This window comes from Patulibacter ginsengiterrae (genome assembly GCF_056269115.1).
On record NZ_JBWDOG010000007.1, the window covers coordinates 1 to 18,244 of the forward strand.

Below are 18,244 nucleotides of genomic sequence, written 5' to 3' on the forward strand. Positions count from 1 at the left end.
GGACCTGTCGCTCGTTGCTCGAGATCGGCTGACGACCGACAGGCCTGCCCGAAGGGGTTGGCGGGCGCACCCGCCGGTGGTAGCGTCGGGCTCCGGCCCGCGAGAGAGGGAGGACACCGATGTATCGCACCGATCAGGTCACGGCAGCGCCGCTCGCGACGCCCGCCGACCTGCGTGCCGCGCGTCAGGCCCTCCGCCGTCAGGTCGCGAGGCTGGAGCACCAGCTCGCCACCGTCCAGGTCGTCGACTTCACCCGCGGCGCCCGTGACCGGATCGTCTCCGATCCGCGCACGTCCGAACCGCCGCCGACCCCGCGGCTGCTGTCGCTGGAGCAGCTCGAGCGTCTGCGCGACGACCTCGTCGTCCGGCTGCACGAGGCGCAGGCCGTCGTCCGCGAGCGTCGCGCCCGGGAGCAGACCGGCCGCGAACGGCTGGTCGAGATGTACCGGGAGCCCGAGCGCTTCCGCTACGAGCAGCTGACCAACGCGGACCTCGGTCAGCCGGGCTGCAAGACCTACGCCGTGCGCCCGCGGATGGGCGTGATCGGGATCCTCTCCGGCTGGTGGCGGCTGACCGTCTCCTCCGGCTGCCCGTTATCTCCCGCCGCCCGTTCTTCAAGCGTGCTTCGGGTTCGGGGGCGGATCTGCTCTGCTGTAGGGGATGTCCGAGCTCCTGACCATCGGCGCCGTCGCGGAACGCAGCGGCGTCGCCACCTCCGCGCTCCGCTACTACGAGGAACGCGGGCTGATCAGCTCCGAGCGGACGGCGGCCAAGCACCGTCGCTACCGCCGGCCGGTCGTCCGCCGGATCGCGTTCATCGTCTTCGCCCAGCGGGTCGGCTTCAGCCTCGACGAGATCGCCGTCGAGCTGGACAAGCTGCCGGCCGATCGCGCGCCGACCAGCCGCGACTGGGCCAAGCTCTCCGAGCTGTGGGAGGCGCGGATCGACGAGCGGATGGCCGAGCTGGAGCGACTCAAGGTCGGCCTGACCGAGTGCATCGGCTGCGGCTGCCTCTCGCTCGACCGCTGCAAGCTGGTCAACCCCGACGATCGCCTCGGCCGGCTCGGCCCCGGCCCGCGCTACTGGGTCGGGAAGTCGCGGGCGTAGCGGCTCAGTCGCCGAGCTCGGCGGCGAAGCTCCGGAGCTTGCTCGCCGCGCCGCGCACCGGCGGACCGTGCCCGACGAGCACCAGCTGCGGCTCGAGCGCGGCCAGCCGCCGGATCGACGCGCGGTTGCGGGCCGGCTCCGGGGTGAAGACCGTCGGCGGCTCCTGGAGGCCGGGACGGGTCGTCACCAGGTTCATGCTGTTGAGCACGTCGCCGCAGATCAGGACCCCGTCGCGCTCGCGCCAGAGGCTGACGTGGCCGGCGCTGTGGCCCGGGGTGTCGAGCACGACGAAGCCCGGGCCGACCTCGTCGCCCTCGCGCAGCGCGCCCGCCTCGGGCACGGCGCTGAAGCTCGCGTAGTACGAGCTGAGCTTGCGCAGCGGCGCGGCGACCTCGAGGGTGACGTCGCCGCTGTGCAGTGCGGGCAGGTCGTCGGTCCCGGCCTGGACCGGGATCCCGAGCGCGTCGATGACCTTGCGGGTCCCGCCGGCGTGGTCGACGTGGGCGTGGGTGAGGACGTGGCGCTGGACGATCCGGCCGCGGATCTGGGAGAGCACGCGACCGCCCTGCCACGAGAAGCCGGCGTCGACGAGCACGTCGCCGACGAGGTACGCGTTGACGCTGGACCGCGGCGACAGCGGCAGGTGGAAGACGTCCTCGGCAACCTCGCGCATGCAGGCAGCCTAGACGAGAGCGAGGGGCGCCCCGCGGCGCTCGACGATTCGTCCTACCGACGGTAGGGCCCGCGCTAGGCTGGCGGTCATGAGCGACGACCAGCCCGTACTCGTCGACCGCCGCGGCGCGGTCCTCGTGATCACGATCAACCGACCGGAGCAGCGCAATGCGGTCAACAAGGCCCTCTCGGCCGGGATCGCGGCGGCGATCCGCCAGCTGGAGGACGACGACACGCTCACGATCGGGGTCCTGACCGGGGCGGGCAAGGGCTTCTGCGCCGGCATGGACCTCGGCGCGTTCGCGCGCGGCGAGCTGCCCTTCGACCCCGAGCGCGGGTTCGCCGGGATGACCCAGGTCCGGCCGAGCAAGCCGGTGATCGCCGCGGTCGAGGGCTTCGCCGTCGCCGGCGGGCTCGAGATCGCCCTCGGCGCCGACCTGCTCGTCGCCGCCCGTGACGCGAAGCTCGGGATTCCCGAGGTCAAGCGCTCGCTGGTGGCGGCCGGCGGCGCGCTCCGCCGGTTGCCCGAGCGGCTGCCGCTGGGGATCGCGATGGAGCTGGCCCTGACCGGCGACCCGATCAGCGCCGAGCGCGGCTACGAGCTGGGCCTGGTCAACCGCCTCGCCGAGCCGGGGGAGGCGCTCGCCGTCGCGCTCGAGCTGGCCGACCGGATCGCCGAGAACGGGCCGCTCGCGGTGGCTGCGTCGAAGCGGATCCTCCAGGCCCAGGGCGACTGGCAGGAGGCCGACTTCTGGGCCAAGCAGGGCGAGATCGCCGGTCCGGTGCTGATGTCGGCGGACGCGCGCGAGGGCGCCACGGCGTTCAAGCAGAAGCGCGCGCCGGTCTGGGCCGGGAAGTAGACGGGTCGTCTGAGACGTCCGTGGACACGGCGCATCTCGGCACGCAAGTGCCTCGGCAGTGCGGGTGCACAGCTCTCGGCCTCGCGTACCGACCTGCTTGGTCCACGAACCCCTCAAACCGACCCGTCCACTGGGGCGAGTTCGACGGGTCGTACCTCGTACATCGGGACGGACAGCGGGGGCCGTCGGCGGAGCATGCTTGGGACGTGACCGACAGACCCTCACGGATCGTGGCCCTCGGCGGAGGCGGGTTCTCGATGGAACCGAAGAACCCGTTGATGGACGACTACGTGCTGGAGCTGTCCGGCGCCGAGCGACCGCGGATCTGCTTCCTGCCGACCGCCTCCGGCGACGCCGATCACTACGTCGTCCGCTTCTACCGGCGGTTCGGCGGCGGGCGCAGCGAGCCGTCGCACCTGTCGCTGTTCCGCCGCGACACGACTGCCGGTGCGGTCGAGGGCGACATCGAGGCGCACCTGCTCTCCCAAGACGTGATCTACGTCGGCGGCGGGTCGCTGAAGAGCCTGCTGGGGGCCTGGCGGGCCCACGGCCTCGACCGCACCCTGTGGCGGGCGTGGCAGCGGGGCGTCGTGCTCTGCGGGCTCTCCGCGGGGTCGCTCTGCTGGTTCAGCGACGCGGTCTCCGCCTTCCACGGGCCGAGCGAGCGGGTCAAGGGCCTCGGCCTGCTGCCGCAAAGCAACTGCGTCCACTACGACGGCGAGCCGGAGCGTCGCGCGGCCTACCGCGGGATGGTCGCGACTGGGCTCCGGCCGGGCTACGGGGTCGAGGACGGCGCCGCGCTGAGCTTCGTCGGGACGGCGCTCGACGAGGTCGTGACGTCGCGCCACGGGTCGACCGCCTACGAGGTCCGGATCGGCGTCCAGGGCCAGGTGCACGAGCGTCGGATGGCGGCGCGCTACCTGGGCGCGTCGGAGCTCGAGGTGCCCGGCGCCGGCGACGGGGAGGAGGCGGGTGCGTCCGAGGAGGACGCCGCCCCAGCGCGGCCGGTGGCCGGCGTGGCCCCGGCGACCGCCCTGCCCCGCCCCGCCGGCTCGCGGGCCGTGGCCGCGTGACCGGTGGGCCGATCTTCTGCATGGGCGGCGGCGGCTTCACGATGGAGCCGGGGCGGCCGGCGCTGGACGCCTACATCCTGTCGCTGGCGCCCGTCGCCCGGCCGCGGATCCTCTTCCTGCCGACCGCCAGCGGCGACCAGCAGGAGCAGATCACCCGCTTCGGGCGCGTCTTCGGCAGCTGGCCGTGCCGGCCGCGGCAGCTGTCGCTCTTCCATCTCGACCAGCTCGAGGAGTCGCTGGAGACGCTGATCCTCGGACAGGACGTGATCTACGTCGGGGGAGGCTCGATGTACAACCTGCTCGCGCTCTGGCGGGTCCACGGCGTCAGCGACCTGCTGATCGAGGCCAACCGGCGAGGAACGGTGCTCGCGGGCCTCAGCGCGGGTGCGATGTGCTGGATGCAGGGCGGGGTCTCGAAGTCCTCCGGCCGGCCGAAGCCGACCGACGGCCTCGGCCTGATCGCGGGCTCGCTGAGCGTTCACGACCGGCAGCAGCCCGAGCGCGGGGTGGTCTACCGCGAGGCGGTCTCCTCGGGGCGCCTGCCCGACGGGTGGACCGCCGACGACTACTGCGGCCTGCTGTTCGTCGACGGGCAGCTGGAGGAGGCGGTCTGCAGCCGTCCGGACGCCGGAGCGGTGCGGATCGAGCGGGAGCCCGACGGGCGGCTGCGCGAGCGGACGCTGCCGGTGCGCCGGCTCGAGCCGGTGACCAGCGAGCTGGTCGCCGACAGGGTCGCGCGACGGACCGGCGAGCACGAGGCTCCGGTCGACGTGCGCGACGAGCTGCGGTTGGTGCGGAAGATCCGCGACCGCGCGACGGCGACGCGGCCGCGGCCGCGTCGCGCCGGCTGAGCGTCGGTCAGCGGCGGGCGCCGCGGACCAGCTCGATCGCGGCGGCGATCCGCGTGCGGACCAGCTCCGGATCGACCTTCTCGATCACGGGGGCGGCGGCCTTCTTGGCGTTGCGCGAGCGCGAGCGCGAGCCGCGACCGGCCTTCGCCGCGTCGCCCTCGTTGGTGGCCTCGGCGGCGGCCGGGGCCGCGGGAGCTGCGGTCTCGGCGCTGACCTCGGCGACCGGTGCGGGGGCGGCAGCGGGGGCCGCGGCCTTCTTGTTGCGCGAGCGGCGCGAGCGCTTCGGGGCGCCCTCGCTCGCGGGGGCGGCGGCCGGCGTCGCCTCGGCCGCGGCCTCGGGGGCCGCCTTGCCGCGGGTCCGGGTGCGCTTCTTCGGCCCGGCCTCAGCGGCGGGCGTCTCGGCGGCGGCGGGGGCCTCGGCGGCGGCGGGGACCTCGGCGGCGGCGGGGGCCTCGGCGGCGGGGGCCGGGGTCTCCTCGGTCGCGGTGCTGGCCCCGCTGCGGGTGCGGCGGCGCTTCGGTGCGGGTTCGGCGGCGGCCTCGGGAGCGGCGGCGGTCTCGGCGGCGGGGGCCTTCGCGGCGGGCTTCTTCGCGGCAGGCTTGGCCTTGCTCGCCGGGGCCTTCGCGGCGGCGGGGGCCTCCTCGGCGGGCGCGACGTCGCTGGCGGCGGCGGGCTTCTTCGCCGCCGGCTTGCGGGCGGCGGCCGGCTTCTTGGCGGCCGGTGCCTTCGCCTTCGCGGCGGGCTTCTTCGCGGCCGGCTTGGGGGCGGCGGTCCCGACGGCGCTCAGCCAGTCGTCGGCCAGCTCGACGCGCACCCGATCGCCACTGCCGGAGACGACGACCGGGACGACGGCGCCCTCGAGCGACTCGCGGGCGGACGCGGGAACGGTCACCCGCTTGGTGACCTCGCGGCCACCGGCGGCCTCGTCCAGGCGCAGACGGATCTGGCGCTCGGTCGCGCGCAGCACCGTGGCGGTGGTGTTCGTCTCAGAGGAAGCTGCGTCGGTAGCCATGGACTGCCGGATGGTACGCGCTGCGCTGCGGGGATGCCTCGTGGCGGAACGGGCCCGGCCCTACCGCTCCGCGCCGGTCAGCGTCAGCACCAGCGAACGGGGCCCGGCGTGGTCGCGGTGCTCGCAGAGGGTGATCCCCTGCCAGGTGCCCAGCGCCAGCCGTCCGCGCGTCACCGGGACGGTCAGGTCGGGTCCGAGCAACGCGGTCTTGACGTGGGCCGGCATGTCGTCGGGCCCCTCGAGCGTGTGCGTGTACGGCCCGTCCTCGGGGACGGCGTCGTCGAACCACCGGCGCAGGTCGACGCGGACGTCGGGGCTGGCGTTCTCGTTCAGCGTCAGCGCGGCCGAGGTGTGGCGGCAGAAGACGTGCAGCAGGCCGACCTCGACCGTCCCCAGCTCGGGCAGGACGGCGACCACCTCGTCGGTGACCAGGTGGAAGCCGCGCGGCCGCGGATGGAGCTCGAACGTGCGCTGGAGCCAGACCATCGGTCGATCGTCGCAGGCCGAACGGACCCTGGAGTCCCACCGACCACGTATACCTCGCGAGATGGATCGCGCTCTGCTTCGCCCGGCTCGCTGGCTCGAGCCAACCGATCTGCCCGGACCGGCGACGCTGCTGCTCGGCCTCGCCGCGGTCGCGGTCGGGATCGGCGGCTACGAGCACGCGCACCTGTTCCACCAGGGCTACCGCGAGATCCACGTGATCGGCCCGCTGTTCCTGCTCAACGCGATCACGTCGCTGGTCGTGATCCTGCTGCTGGTGGCCCGGCGCCCGGGGCTCTTCGTGGTGACCGCGCTCGGCCTCAACCTGGGGGCGATCGCGGCGATCCTCCTGACCCGGACGAGCGGTGGGTTGTTCGGCTTCCACGAGGCCGGCTACGACAGCCGCGCGACCCTGACGCTGATCAGCGAGATCGTGGCGGTCCTGCTGACCCTCGCCGGAGTCGCGGCGGCCCGGGGCCGGATCGTCGACGGCGCCGGCGCAGGGCCGCGGGCGGCGGCCGACACCCGGATCGGGATCGCGCTCGCCGCGGTCGTGACCCTGGTGCTCGGGGGCGCGATCGTCGGGATCGGGCAGGGCAGCGGGGGTGCGCCGGGCGTCACCGGAACGACGCCGCCGGGGCAGCAGGCGGCGGCGCAGCAGCGGTTGCGGGCGCTCGGTGCGGTGGCGACCGAGGGACGGGCGGTCTTCACCGGCGAGGGCGGCTGTGGCGGTTGCCACCGCTTGGCGGACGCGGGCACGAGCGGCACGATCGGGCCGGACCTCGACACGGGGCTCTCGCAGGCGGACCTGGCCGCGATCCGTCAGGACATCGTCGCGCCGAACGCCGTGATCACCAAGGGCTTCCCGCCGAACCTGATGCCGAGCGACTTCGGGACCCGCCTCACCCCCGCCCAGCTGGATGCGCTCACCCGCTACCTGTTCGCGGCGACCCACGCCCCCTGAGCGGGCGGCGGGTTGACCGAGCCGGTCGGGGTGGGCGGCAGGCGATGCGCCGGCCGCCCACCCCGAACGACTACCGGTTGCCGGGGGAGCGCTTCGGGAACTGCGAGACCGGGGCCGACACGTCGAGCGCGGTCTTGACGATCCGGTTCTGCTCGATCGTGTGGGCGGCCGGGTAGCCCTCCGACGGGGAGGCGCGCTCCGGGCGGCCGACGTAGCCGATCGCCAGGTGGTCGGGGAGGATCTGCTGGAGGCGCGGGGCCATGTGCGCACGCGGCCCCATGTTGCGCGGCTCCTCCTGGACCCAGACGACCTCGCGCAGGTTCGGGTACGCGCCGATCAGGTCGCGCAGCCCCTCCTCCGGGAACGGGTAGAGCAGCTCGACCCGGCCGATCGCGACCTGCGGGTTGTCCTGCCGCATCTCGTGCTGGCGGAGGTCGTAGAAGATCTTGCCGGTGCAGAGGATCAGGCGGGTGACGGCGTTGGCGTCGACGCCCGGCTCGCCGAGGACCGGGAAGAACCGGGTCTCCGACAGGTGCTCGATCCGGTTGCGGGCCTGGGGCAGGCGCAGCAGCGACTTCGGCGTCATCACGACCAGCGGACGCGGCTTCTCGATCAGCGCCTGGCGGCGGAGCAGGTGGAAGTACTGCGCCGGGGTGGTGACGTTGGCGACGCGGATGTTGCCCTCGGCCGCCAGCTGCAGGAACCGCTCGACGCGGGCGGAGGAGTGCTCCGGACCGGCGCCCTCGTAGCCGTGCGGGAGCAGCATCGTCAGACGCGAGGTCTGCCCCCACTTCGCCAGGCCGGAGACGATGAACTGGTCGACGATGACCTGAGCGCCGTTCATGAAGTCGCCGAACTGCGCCTCCCACAGGACCAGCGCCTCGGGCGCCTCCTGCGAGTAGCCGTACTCGAAGCCGAGACACGCGGTCTCGGACAGCGGCGAGTTGTAGAGCTCCATCGGCGCCTGAGCGCCGGGGATGTGGCGGATCGGCGCGTAGCCCGCGCCGGTCTTGGCGTCGTGCAGGACCAGGTGGCGCTGCGAGAACGTGCCGCGCTCGGAGTCCTGGCCGGTCAGACGGACCGGCACGCCCTCGTGGACGAGCGACGCGTAGGCCAGGGCCTCGGCGTGCGCCCACTCGATCCCGCCGTCGGGGCCGAGCGCCTCGCGGCGCTTCTCCATCTGCTTCTGGAGCTTGGCGTTCCAGTGGAAGTCGTCGGGGACGGTCAGCAGCGCGTCGTTGAGCTCACGCAGCTGGTCGGCCGGGACCTTCGTGACCGGCTCCTCGGAGCGGGAGCGGTCCATCAGGTAGGTGCCGGTGGCGGACGTGTCGATCGACCCGCCGGCCTCCTGCCACTCCTTGACCTTGCGCTTGACGCCCTGGTGCAGCTCGCCGAGGTGGTCGCCCATCTGCTTGCGCTGACCGTCGACCTCCTCCTGCGAGAGCACGCCCTCGGCGACCAGGCGCTCGGCGTAGAGCTCCGAGACGCGCGGGTGCTGCTTGATGATCTCGGCCATCAGCGGCTGCGTGTATGCCGGCTCGTCCGACTCGTTGTGCCCGTAGCGGCGGTAGCCGATCAGGTCGATCAGGACGTCGTGCCCGAACTTCTGACGGAACGCGAACGCCAGCCGGACCGCGTTGATGCAGGACTCGACGTCGTCGGCGTTGACGTGGATGATCGGCACGTCGAAGCCCTTGGCCAGGTCCGAGGACCAGCGGGTCGAGCGCGAATCGGTCGGGTCGGTGGTGAAGCCGACCTGGTTGTTGCAGATCAGGTGCACGGAGCCGCCGACGCGGTAGCCCTCGAGCGTCTGCAGGTTCAGCGACTCCGCGACGACGCCCTGGCCGGGGAAGGCCGCGTCGCCGTGGACGATGATCGGCAGCGCGACGTCCTCGTCCCGCGGGCCGGAGGCCTGGCCGCGGTCGGTCTGGACGGCGCGCGCGGCGCCGAGCACGACCGGGTTGACGAACTCGAGGTGCGACGGGTTGCTCTCCAGCACCACGCCGATCGTCTTGCCGTCGGGCAGCTCGTAGCGGCCGCTGGCGCCGTGGTGGTACTTGACGTCGCCGGTGCCGCCCTGGAGGTCCTGGGTGACCGTCTTGGCGGCGGCGATCGCCGAGCCGCCCTCGAACTCGGTGAAGAGCGCGTCGTAGGGCCGGCCGAGGTTGTGGGCCAGCACGTTGAGGCGGCCACGGTGGGCCATCCCGATGATGACCTCCTGGGCGCCGGCGCGGGCACCGGCGAGCTGGATCAGCTCGTCGATCACCGGGACGGTGATGTCGAGGCCCTCGATCGAGAACCGCTTCTGGCCGAGGTAGGCCTTCTGCATGAACCGCTCGAACGAGTCGACCTGGATCAGGCGGTGGAGCAGGCCCTTCTTGCTCTCGGGCGAGAGCGGCCCCTGGAACTCGCCGGACTCGATCTTCTCCCGCAGCCAGATCCGCTGGTCGTTGTCGGAGATGTGCTCGACCTCGTACGCGATCGTGCCGCAGTACGTGTCGCGGAGCTGCGGCAGGACGTCGGCGAGCGTCGGCCCCGGGTTCGGGATGTAGGTCCGCAGGATCGAGGACGGGATCTGCTCGAGGTGCTGCTGGTACAGGCCCAGCTTCTCGAGGTCGACGCCGATCTCGCGGGCGATCTCCTCGGGCGCGGCGGTCGGCGGCGCCTCGAGCGGATCGAGCTTGGCCAGCAGGTGGCCGTGGCTGCGGATCGCGCGGATCAGCGAGGTCGCGGCCTGGACGGCCTGGAGCAGGTCGAGCGACGGCAGCTCGCCCTTGCCGGCACCGGCGGCGAGAGCACCGTCCGCGCGGGGGGCGACGAGCCCCTCGAGCTTCGGCTGCGGCTTCTCGATCGCCGGGCCGAGGGTGGCGCCGAGGTCGGCGAAGGCCTGCTCGTAGAACTCGTGCTCGCCCTGGAGGTACTCCTCGACCGTCTTCAGGAACTGGCCGGACTGGGCGCCCTGGATGATCCGGTGGTCGTAGGTCGAGGTCATCGTCATGACCTTCTCGGCGCCGATCAGGTCGCCGACCTCGCCGAGCCCGACCGGGTAGGCGATCGAGCCGGTGGCGACGATCGTGCCGTTGCCGCTCATCAGCCGCGGGACCGAGGCGATCGTGCCGATGCCGCCCGGGTTGGTCAGCTGGACGTTGGCGCCCTGGAGGTCGTCGGCCGTGAGCTTGTTGTCGCGGGCGCGGGCGATCAGGTCGTTGAACGCGTCGAGGAACTCGCGGAAGCTGAGCCGGCCGGCGTCGCGGATCACCGGGACCATCAGCGTGCGCTTGCCGCGCCGCTCGACGTCGACCGCGATCCCGAGGTTGACCTGGCCGTGGTCGACGACCGCACCGTCGGGGCCGTCGGCCTCGTCGTAGGTGTAGGCCATGACCGGCATCTCCTCGGTCGCCGCACGGGCGATCGCGTAGCCGATCAGGTGGGTGAAGGAGACCTTCTCGCCGGCCGCCTTGAGCTGCTTGCGGCGGCCGTCGAGGGCGGTGATCGTGAGCGTGCGGAAGGAGGTCGCCGTCGGGGTGGTCAGGCTCTCCGCCATCCCGCGGGCGAGCGCGGCGGCGCCGCCACGGAGCGGGGTGCGGTGGACCTCGGCGCTCGAGCGACCGCCGTTGGCCTTCGCGTCGAGCACGTCCTGCTTGGTGATCCGGCCCAGGGGGCCGGTGCCGCGGACCTTGTCGAGCGCGACGCCCTCGACGCCGGCGGCGCGGGCGGCGACCGGGGTCGCCTTGGCGTCGGCGGGGATCGCGGCCGGGCCGTTGCCGGACGGGATCGACGTCGCGGGGGCGGCGGAGCCCTCCGGGGAGGCGGGGGCGGTGACCGCGGAGCCGGCGCGGACGTAGCCGATGACCTCCTGCGGGTGGATCGTGTCGCCGTCGCCGAACAGCCGCTTCTCGAGCACGCCGGTGGCGGGCGAGGGCAGCTCCATGTCGACCTTGTCGGTCGAGACGACGAGCAGGTCCTGCCCCTCGGTGACGGCGGCGCCCTCGTCGACGAGCCACTCCAGCAGCGTCGCCTCGGTGACCGAGTCGCCGGCCGACGGGGTGACCACGTCGACCAGCTCGCCGCCGACGGCGAGCACGTCGGCGGGACCGGTGCCGGTCGCGTTGCTCGCCGGGGCCGCGGGGACGGCCCCGTCGCCGGTGCCGTTCGACTCGACGTCCGCCTCGCCGCTCGGGTCGATCTCGGCGACGACCGAGCCGGACTGGACCGTCTCGCCCTCGCTCGCGTGGACCGCGACGAGCACGCCGGAGACGGGGGCGGGGATCTCGGCGTCGACCTTGTCGGTCGAGATGACGACGATCTCCTCCCCCTCGGTCACTCGGTCGCCCGGCTGCTTGAGCCATTCGAGCACCGTGCCCTCAGCGACCGATTCGCCCATCTGGGGGAGAGTGACTTGGACCGTCGTGCCTGCCGCCATGAGACATCGAACCTAGCACTTGCCCCTGCGCGCGGCGGTGGGCTACCGAAAGCGGTGAAAACCGTGCTTGTATCGAATGTTTGCGGCTCTCGAATTGCGTGATCCGGGACACACCGCCGCCGCTCCTCCGGGGCGGTGGCATCCGGTCCCACTTCCGGAGTGACCGGCAGATCCGGGGATGGCCGTCGGGGCCACGAGCCGCGGGGGTCGGCGACGGTACCCGCGGCCGCGGATCGCGGGCACCGCGCGGGTGTCGTCCGGCGTGTCTGCCGACGGGTCGGACACAGGGCCGGACAGGGCGGGCCGGTCCCGTCGGCGAGACGCTGGTTCAGGAACCTGCGAGGCGCGCCCGGCGGCGCTCCTCGACGACGAAGCCGATCGAGCCGACGAACGGCCCGACCGCGCCGATGATCGCGACGCAGGCCGCCAGCCAGAGCGGGATCACCCGGGCACGGAGGGCCACCACGCAGAGCACGCACATGATGATCCACCCCCATCCGTGCCCCCACCCCAACGCCGTCTTGAGCCCGGGGGCCGCGCCGGTGATCCAGCAGATCAGGAGACCGATGTAGATGGTGGAGTGGAGGAACGACAACCACTTCAACGTCCGGAACGAGGGGACGAGGAAGGCGGCTCGCCCGCCGCCTGCGCGCCGCTCCGGGATCCGGCCGAGGGCGGTCACTCGCTCGCCTCGATCATCCGCGCCATCGCCCGCAGGGCCGGCTCGGCGTGGTCGGGCCAGGCGCCGACGTCGGCCGGCCACCACTCGTGCTCGTCATGCTCCGGGTCACGTTCGACCTCGGCCCCGGCCGGCAGCCAGGCGACGCCGACGAACATCACCAGGTCGCTCGGCAGCAGCAGCAGGGCCTCGCCCCGGAGCCGCTCGGCGCTGACGTTCCACTCCTCGCGCAGCTCCCGCTCGAGCGTGTGCATCGGCGACTCGCCGGGGTCGACGGCACCACCGGCGCCGAGCGTCCAGCGCTCGGCCCAGGTCGCGACCCACGCCGCGCGGCGGCCGGCGAGCCATCGGCCGTCGTGGCTGCGCACCACGCACTGGCCCGTCATCGAGCGGGCGGCGCCGCCGGGAAGCAGGCGCAGGGCCCAGCGGACCGGCTGGAGCTCGAGGTGCAGGCGGCCCTGCTCGTCGACCGCGTGCGCGACCAGCCGGGTCGAGATCCCGTCGTGGCTCGGCGAGCTGCGGGCCTTGAGCGCGGCGATCGCCTCGTCGGCGGCGGCGGTCGTCTGGGGCGTGGGGGTGAACGGCTCGTCCGTCCAGGCGAACGACACGTCCTCCGGGGCCCACGGGCCACGGGCGAGGAAGGTCGGGGCCGAGGGCATCCGTGCAGCTTAGGGGAGGGTCCCGGCCGACGGCAGCTCAGTCGGTACGGGCGTTTCCGGGTCTTCGCCGGGGCCGTGCCGCCGAAGCGACTGGGCGCCGGCGTCGCCCCGAGACCCGCTACGCGGCGGTCTCGGTGACCGCCAGCTCGACGCCGAACGCCCGCCGGACGAGCGCGGCCTGTCCCTCGGCCGCCCAGCGCGCGACCGGCGCGCCGTCCGCGCCGCAGCGCATGTGGAGGGTCAGGCGGTCGCCGTCGCGGCGGCAGGCGACCGAGCGGACGGCCTGGTCGTGGCCGCGCTCCATCCCCTCGGCGAGCCGCAGCAGCGCCGAGATCCGGCCGAGCCGGGCCTCGTCGTCGGGACCGGCGAGCGCGCGGAACGGCTTCATCGTCGGCGTGCCCTTGCGGTGGTAGCGGATCGCCTGGCCGATCACGGCCGTCTCCGGCGGCGAGAAGCCCGGCAGGCCGTTGGTGACCACGAGGTAGCGGCCGTGCTTGTGGTGGTCGTCGTAGCCGACCGCCATCCCGATGTCGTGGAGGGCGGCCGCGGCCGAGACGAGCTGGCGCTCGACCGGGTCGCTGTCGTGGACGCCGCAGGCGTGGAAGCCGTCGAACAGCTCCAGCGCGAGCCGCTCGACGTGGGCGCTGTGGGCCGGATCGTCGTCGTAGCGGGCGGCGAGGTTCTGGACGGCGGCGTCACGGACGTCGGGGTAGGCCGCCAGTCCGGTGGCGCGCTGCCGCTCCTCGAGGTGCCGTTCGAGGAAGACGCCTTCGCGGAGCCCGAACTCGGTCGCCTCGATCGCGTCGAGGCCGGCGGCGTCGAGGACGGTGTCGATCGTGATCGCCGCGGCGAGGATCACGTCCCCGCGGGAGGGCTTGATCCCGGCTACGGAGCGGCGCTCGCGCGAGGGCATCGCCGCCAGCTCGTCGATCAGGCCCGCGAGGGTCGCCCGGCGGACCTGGACGCCCTGGACGCCGAGGTCGGTGGTGCCGTGGCGGTGCTGGACGGCGGCCGCGAGGTTGCGGACCGCGCCGCCGACGCCGACCAGCCGGTCGCCGATGTCCGCGACCCAGGGGGCCTCGGCCAGCTCGCGCTCGACGTGCCGGCGGAGCGCCTTGATGTCGTCGAGCTTGGCCGGGCCCTCGCCGGGCAGGAAGCGCTCGGTCGTGCGGACCGCTCCGAGCTGCCAGGAGCGGGTGTCGGTCGCGGCCCGGTTCCGCGTCCGCACGAGCTGGAGCGACCCGCCGCCGATGTCGAGCACGCCGCCGTCGTCCAGGGTCGTCGAGTTGATCGCGGCCAGGTGGCCGTAGGCGGCCTCCTCGTCACGGCTCAGGACGCGGGGCTGGAGGCGGGTGCCACCGCGGGCGCCGTCGAGGATCGTGGCCTGGTTCGGGGCCTCGCGGATCGCGCTGGTGGCGACCGCGTCGATCCGGTCGGTGGTGAGGTCGTGGGAGCGGCAGAAGTGGTCGAAGAGCTGGATCGCCACCAGCGCCCGCCGCAGTGGGCGCGGCTGGAGCTCGCCGCGGGGGCCGAGCTCGGCCCCGATCCGGACCGGCTCGTAGAGCTCGGCGGTCTGCCGCCAGGCGCCGCCGGGCAGCCGTCCGGGCGCGCCGCCGTCCAGGTCGACCGCGAACACCACCATCCGGAAGGTGTTCGAGCCGAGGTCGATGACCGCCCGCCGCAACAGCAGCTGGCGGGAGGGCACGCCCATCAGTCGTCGGCGTGTTCGATGAGCTCGATCCGGTATCCGTCCGGATCGCGCACGAAGCAGAGCAGCGAGCCGCCCTTGCGGACCCGGTACGGCGGCTTCTCCGGGGTGATCCCCTGCGCGGCGAGCCCGACCAGGGCGGCGTCCATGTCGTCGACCGAGACGGCGATGTGGTTGTAGCCGGTGCCCAGCTCGTAGCCGTCGACGCCGAAGTTGTAGGTCAGCTCCAGCCGCGGACCGTCGCCCGGGAGGCCGAGGAAGACGTTGATCGCCTCGTCGCGGATCGGGAAGCGGCCCAGCTCCTCGAAGCCCAGCGCGGCGTAGAACGCGACCGACCGGTCGATGTCGCCGATCCGGTAACAGGTGTGCAGCAGGCGAGCCATTGCTCCGAGGCTAGCGCTCGCTGGAGACGACCGCCCAGGCCCCGCGCGCGATCGCGCGGCGGGTCTCGGCCGCATCGAGGTCGGGCGCGCGTCCGGGAGCGGTGTAGCGCGCGACCATCGTCGGGCGCAGCGTGCAGCCGAGCACCATCGCCGAGAGCAGGCGGACGTCGCCCGCGCCGACGCTGCCGTCGGCCTGTCCCTCGGTGACCAGCTGCTCGAGCGCGTGCAGCGGGTAGGTCGCGTCGGCGGGCAGCGCCGACATCCGCTGCGGCTGCTGGTCGACCAGGAACGCGAACACCTCCGGCTGGTCGCGGCAGAGGTCGAGGGTCGTATCGACGAACGCCTCGAGGCGCTCGCGGACGGTCCGCTCGGGATCGCCGACGAGCGTATGGAGCGTCCGGCCGTAGCGCGTCATGTGGGTCGCGAAGAGGGCTTCGGCGACCGCATCGAGCGAGGCGAAGTGGCGGTAGATCGCGGCGTCGCTGACGCCGGCCTCCTCGGCGACGTGGCGGACCCGGGTGGCGTCGAAGCCCCGGGTGGCGAAGCAGCGGAGGGCGGCGTCGAGGATCTCGCCGCGGCGGCTCGGACGGGGCATCAGCGGGCGGCGGACCGCGGGGTCGGAGGCAGGGGCGGGCGGCCGGCTGGGCCGGGAGGGTGGGACGGCGGGTCGACGGTCGACGTACGGTGTGCGCGGTACGGAATGTGCTCGATCGTCGCACGCGCACCGCGCACCACGGCGCGTGGACGGCCGAGGGGCGGCTCCGGAGCGCGAGGGCCGTGTGGGACGGGCGTCTGGCCGCGACACGACCCAAACCGTTTCGGTCGGCGGGACGACTGGCGTACGGACGCACGTCCGATTGCGCCGTTCGTTCAAGCCACGGCGACCCCTCGCTCGATGATGATGGGCCGATCGCGCCCGGCTGGAGGGACGTCCTTCGGCGGTGCGACAGCACAGGAGACAGTTCATGCGGTTGAAGACGACGTCCACCGGCCTGCGCCGGTGTTGCGCGGGACTCGGGTGTGCGGGGCTCTTGCTTGCGCTCCCCGGCGGCGCCCAGGCGGCCAAGCCGACGACGCGGCCAGCGCGGCTGGCGATCACGACGATCAGCGCCCCGCCGAGCAGCCTCAAGGCGGGCAGCGCGTTCACGGTGACCGGCAAGGTCACCAACGAGGGCGGCCGCGCCAGTCGCGCGCTGCTCGCCTTCGAGCTGCGCACCAAGGCCCACCCGAAGATCACCTACGCCCTCGGCGGCGGCACGATCGCGAGCGTCAAGCCCGGTCGGACCCGCGCGTTCCGGGTCAAGGTCCGCCTCGAGGGGACCACGGCCTCGGCCGAGATCCCGCGTGGCTTCCTGCTGGCGGGTTGCGTCCGCAGCTCCCGTGGGGCCGCCCGCTCGTGCCGCAAGAGCGCGGTGCGCTCGACGGTCGCGGTGCCGAAGCTGGTCCCGGCGCCGGTTGCCCCGCCGATCACCGCGCCGGTCCTGCCCCCGGTCGCCCCGCCGGCGACCCCGCCGGGTCCGGTCGACCGGACCGCGCCGTCGACGACCGACGACGTGCCGGCGACCCTCCAATCGTCTCCCGTCGCCGTGACGCTGACGGCGACCGACGCCGGCGGCTCCGGGGTCTTCCGGACCCACTACACGACCGGCACCGACCCGGAGGACCCGACCACCGAGAGCGCGGTCTACGACCCGGCCGACCGGCCGACGCTGACCGACGGCGAGCGGATCGAGTACTTCTCCGTCGACGTCGCCGGCAACCGCGAGGCCGTCAAGAGCTCGGTTGCGGCGCGGGTCGACGAGACCGTCTACTCGCCCGGGACCCGGACGCTGGGGGACACGCTCTTCCCGACGATCGGCAACGGCGGCTACGACGCCCAGCACTACGACCTCGATCTCGACTACACGATCTCGTCGAAGCTGCTCAAGGGCACGGCGACGATCACGGCGGTCGCGACCCAGAACCTCTCGGAGCTCAGCTTCGACCTGACCGCCTGGAACGGCGTCACCAAGGTGACCGTCGACGGCGTCCCGGCGAGCTACCGCGTCGACTACGACACGACCAAGCTGATCGTGACCCCGGCGACCGGGATCAAGGACGGGGCGACGTTCGACGTCGTCGTCACCTACGGCGGCATCCAGCAGGCCTACGTCGATCCCGACGGCTCGCAGGAGGGCTGGGTCCCGAGCACGACCTACGGGGCGATCGTCGTCAGTGAGCCGGTCGGCGCGATGGGCTGGTTCCCCAACAACAACGTGCCGTTCGACAAGGCCACCTACACGACCAAGCTGACCGTGCCCTACGGCTGGAGCGTCGTCGGGACCGGCGTCCTGAAGTCGAAGGTCGACACCGGCGTGACCGCCACGGACAAGAGCACGTTCCTCTGGGAGGAGACCGCTCCGACCGCCAGCTACCTGTACTCGATGGCCGTCGGCAAGTACGACCTGAGCTCGCCCGACCCGGCCGTCCCGGTGATGACGACGCCGACGCCGGGCAGCCTCAACCCGCCGATCCCGTTCTACACCGCGGTCGAGTCGACGTTCACCACCGGCAAGCCGACGATGCTGACCAACCTCGGCCGGACGCCGTCGATCCTCGACTACTTCGCCGACTACTACGACGTCAAGTACCCGTTCAGCTCGGCCGGCGGGGTCGTGCCGCGGGTCAGCATCGGCTACTCGCTGGAGACCCAGTCGAAGCCGATCTACGCGATCTCGACCTCGGCGACGACGACCGGGGCGGGGATCTCCACGATCGCCCACGAGAACGCGCACATGTGGTTCGGCGACATGGTCACGCTGACCCAGTGGAAGGACATCTGGCTCAACGAGGGCATGACCGAGTTCTCGTCGTGGGTCTGGCAGGCGAACGTCAACGCCGGCACGGCGCTGACCGCCCGCTACGCCAGCAACTACACGAACTCGACGAGCACGAGCTACTGGAACATCCCGCCGGCGAACCCGCCGACGGCGGCCGACATCTTCGACACCAACGCGATGTACAACCGCGGGGCGACGACGATGGAGGCGATCCGCGAGATCTTCGCCGACGACGCCAAGTTCCGGGCGATGATGAAGCGCTGGCTGACCGAGCACGCCTACGGCAACGCGACCACCGAGCAGTTCATCGCGCTGGTCCGGGAGACCGACCCGACCCGCGGCGCGCGCTGGACGGAGTTCTTCCGGCAGTGGCTCTACACCAGCTACACCGGCTCGCCGGCGACGGGCAACAAGCCGGCGATCAACGTCGCCAACTTCGACAGCTACGTGCTGCCGACGCCCTAGCGGCGGCAGCGGGGGATGCGGCGTCCCGGCGTAGCGCGGGACGCCGCCACCCGCTCGCGAGGGGCGCGGCGGGCCCGCGGCCCGGG

The 18,244-nt window shown here is 73.2% G+C and carries 16 protein-coding genes; 6 read left to right on the plus strand and 10 right to left on the minus strand.

The window, feature by feature from the left end; translation table 11 throughout:
- Nucleotides 1-374: hypothetical protein (locus ACVUH9_RS11455; RefSeq protein ID WP_475756968.1), on the minus strand; the 374-nt coding region annotated here is incomplete at its 3' end.
- Nucleotides 375-660: 286 nt separating this feature from the next.
- On the opposite strand from ACVUH9_RS11455, the gene soxR reads away from it, so the two are divergent.
- Nucleotides 661-1,107 carry a redox-sensitive transcriptional activator SoxR gene (gene soxR, locus ACVUH9_RS11460; protein WP_475756970.1) on the plus strand — a complete coding sequence of 149 codons (447 nt, stop codon included), beginning with the start codon at nucleotides 661-663 and terminating at the stop codon, nucleotides 1,105-1,107.
- 4 nt (nucleotides 1,108-1,111) lie between these two features.
- Here soxR and ACVUH9_RS11465 read toward each other — a convergent pair whose 3' ends face one another.
- A complete protein-coding gene (locus ACVUH9_RS11465) occupies nucleotides 1,112-1,780 on the minus strand; it encodes an MBL fold metallo-hydrolase (protein ID WP_475756972.1) in 669 nt (222 codons plus the stop codon).
- An 88-nt stretch (nucleotides 1,781-1,868) separates the two neighbouring features.
- Here ACVUH9_RS11465 and ACVUH9_RS11470 point away from each other — a divergent pair, with 88 nt between their 5' ends.
- From ACVUH9_RS11470 to ACVUH9_RS11480, 3 genes are all read left to right on the plus strand, one after another.
- Complete coding sequence (locus ACVUH9_RS11470; protein WP_475756974.1) at nucleotides 1,869-2,639, plus strand: crotonase/enoyl-CoA hydratase family protein; 771 nt, start codon at nucleotides 1,869-1,871, stop codon at nucleotides 2,637-2,639.
- A 206-nt stretch (nucleotides 2,640-2,845) separates the two neighbouring features.
- Nucleotides 2,846-3,712 carry a Type 1 glutamine amidotransferase-like domain-containing protein gene (locus ACVUH9_RS11475; protein ID WP_475756976.1) on the plus strand — a complete coding sequence of 289 codons (867 nt, stop codon included), beginning with the start codon at nucleotides 2,846-2,848 and terminating at the stop codon, nucleotides 3,710-3,712.
- On the plus strand, nucleotides 3,709-4,563 hold the full coding sequence (locus tag ACVUH9_RS11480; RefSeq protein ID WP_475756978.1) for a Type 1 glutamine amidotransferase-like domain-containing protein: 855 nt from the start codon (nucleotides 3,709-3,711) through the stop codon (nucleotides 4,561-4,563). Before ACVUH9_RS11475 ends, ACVUH9_RS11480 begins: the two co-directional genes overlap by 4 nt.
- Nucleotides 4,564-4,570: 7 nt before the next feature.
- Here the strand turns inward: ACVUH9_RS11480 and ACVUH9_RS11485 are convergent, their stop codons facing one another.
- Nucleotides 4,571-5,575, minus strand: a complete 1,005-nt coding sequence (locus ACVUH9_RS11485) for a hypothetical protein (RefSeq protein WP_475756980.1) — start codon at nucleotides 5,573-5,575, stop codon at nucleotides 4,571-4,573.
- A 60-nt stretch (nucleotides 5,576-5,635) separates the two neighbouring features.
- Nucleotides 5,636-6,061, minus strand: coding sequence for a secondary thiamine-phosphate synthase enzyme YjbQ (locus tag ACVUH9_RS11490; RefSeq protein ID WP_475756982.1), 426 nt, complete (start codon nucleotides 6,059-6,061; stop codon nucleotides 5,636-5,638).
- A gap of 61 nt (nucleotides 6,062-6,122) precedes the next feature.
- On the opposite strand from ACVUH9_RS11490, the gene ACVUH9_RS11495 reads away from it, so the two are divergent.
- Nucleotides 6,123-7,022: a c-type cytochrome gene (locus tag ACVUH9_RS11495; RefSeq protein ID WP_475756984.1), complete on the plus strand. Its 900-nt coding sequence runs from the start codon at nucleotides 6,123-6,125 to the stop codon at nucleotides 7,020-7,022.
- 70 nt (nucleotides 7,023-7,092) lie between these two features.
- On the opposite strand, the gene ACVUH9_RS11500 is transcribed toward ACVUH9_RS11495, so the two are convergent.
- The 6 genes from ACVUH9_RS11500 to ACVUH9_RS11525 form a co-directional block, all read right to left on the minus strand.
- Nucleotides 7,093-11,445 carry a multifunctional oxoglutarate decarboxylase/oxoglutarate dehydrogenase thiamine pyrophosphate-binding subunit/dihydrolipoyllysine-residue succinyltransferase subunit gene (locus ACVUH9_RS11500; protein ID WP_475756987.1) on the minus strand — a complete coding sequence of 1,451 codons (4,353 nt, stop codon included), beginning with the start codon at nucleotides 11,443-11,445 and terminating at the stop codon, nucleotides 7,093-7,095.
- A 328-nt stretch (nucleotides 11,446-11,773) separates the two neighbouring features.
- Nucleotides 11,774-12,127, minus strand: coding sequence for a hypothetical protein (locus tag ACVUH9_RS11505; protein WP_475756989.1), 354 nt, complete (start codon nucleotides 12,125-12,127; stop codon nucleotides 11,774-11,776).
- On the minus strand, nucleotides 12,124-12,783 hold the full coding sequence (locus ACVUH9_RS11510; protein WP_475756991.1) for an NUDIX hydrolase: 660 nt from the start codon (nucleotides 12,781-12,783) through the stop codon (nucleotides 12,124-12,126). The genes ACVUH9_RS11505 and ACVUH9_RS11510 overlap by 4 nt, the downstream gene beginning before the upstream one ends.
- Before the next feature lie 118 nt (nucleotides 12,784-12,901).
- Nucleotides 12,902-14,488 carry a Ppx/GppA phosphatase family protein gene (locus ACVUH9_RS11515; RefSeq protein WP_475756993.1) on the minus strand — a complete coding sequence of 529 codons (1,587 nt, stop codon included), beginning with the start codon at nucleotides 14,486-14,488 and terminating at the stop codon, nucleotides 12,902-12,904.
- 5 nt (nucleotides 14,489-14,493) lie between these two features.
- The gene (locus ACVUH9_RS11520) at nucleotides 14,494-14,874 is read right to left on the minus strand and encodes a VOC family protein (protein WP_475756995.1); all 381 of its coding nucleotides are present in this window, start codon (nucleotides 14,872-14,874) and stop codon (nucleotides 14,494-14,496) included.
- Between the two features lie 10 nt (nucleotides 14,875-14,884).
- Nucleotides 14,885-15,469, minus strand: coding sequence for a TetR/AcrR family transcriptional regulator (locus ACVUH9_RS11525; protein WP_475756997.1), 585 nt, complete (start codon nucleotides 15,467-15,469; stop codon nucleotides 14,885-14,887).
- 436 nt (nucleotides 15,470-15,905) lie between these two features.
- Here ACVUH9_RS11525 and ACVUH9_RS11530 point away from each other — a divergent pair, with 436 nt between their 5' ends.
- Nucleotides 15,906-18,158: a M1 family metallopeptidase gene (locus ACVUH9_RS11530; protein WP_475756999.1), complete on the plus strand. Its 2,253-nt coding sequence runs from the start codon at nucleotides 15,906-15,908 to the stop codon at nucleotides 18,156-18,158.
- Nucleotides 18,159-18,244 lie beyond the last annotated feature (86 nt).

What these genes read in the sequence shown, in the direction of transcription:
- soxR (WP_475756970.1), top strand. Translation starts at nt 661, where the DNA reads ATGTCCGAGCTCCTGACCATCGGCGCCGTCGCGGAACGCAGCGGCGTC.
- ACVUH9_RS11465 (WP_475756972.1), bottom strand. Translation starts at nt 1,780, where the DNA reads ATGCGCGAGGTTGCCGAGGACGTCTTCCACCTGCCGCTGTCGCCGCGG.
- ACVUH9_RS11470 (WP_475756974.1), top strand. Translation starts at nt 1,869, where the DNA reads ATGAGCGACGACCAGCCCGTACTCGTCGACCGCCGCGGCGCGGTCCTC.
- ACVUH9_RS11485 (WP_475756980.1), bottom strand. Translation starts at nt 5,575, where the DNA reads ATGGCTACCGACGCAGCTTCCTCTGAGACGAACACCACCGCCACGGTG.
- ACVUH9_RS11490 (WP_475756982.1), bottom strand. Translation starts at nt 6,061, where the DNA reads ATGGTCTGGCTCCAGCGCACGTTCGAGCTCCATCCGCGGCCGCGCGGC.
- ACVUH9_RS11495 (WP_475756984.1), top strand. Translation starts at nt 6,123, where the DNA reads ATGGATCGCGCTCTGCTTCGCCCGGCTCGCTGGCTCGAGCCAACCGAT.
- ACVUH9_RS11500 (WP_475756987.1), bottom strand. Translation starts at nt 11,445, where the DNA reads ATGGCGGCAGGCACGACGGTCCAAGTCACTCTCCCCCAGATGGGCGAA.
- ACVUH9_RS11510 (WP_475756991.1), bottom strand. Translation starts at nt 12,783, where the DNA reads ATGCCCTCGGCCCCGACCTTCCTCGCCCGTGGCCCGTGGGCCCCGGAG.
- ACVUH9_RS11520 (WP_475756995.1), bottom strand. Translation starts at nt 14,874, where the DNA reads ATGGCTCGCCTGCTGCACACCTGTTACCGGATCGGCGACATCGACCGG.
- ACVUH9_RS11525 (WP_475756997.1), bottom strand. Translation starts at nt 15,469, where the DNA reads ATGCCCCGTCCGAGCCGCCGCGGCGAGATCCTCGACGCCGCCCTCCGC.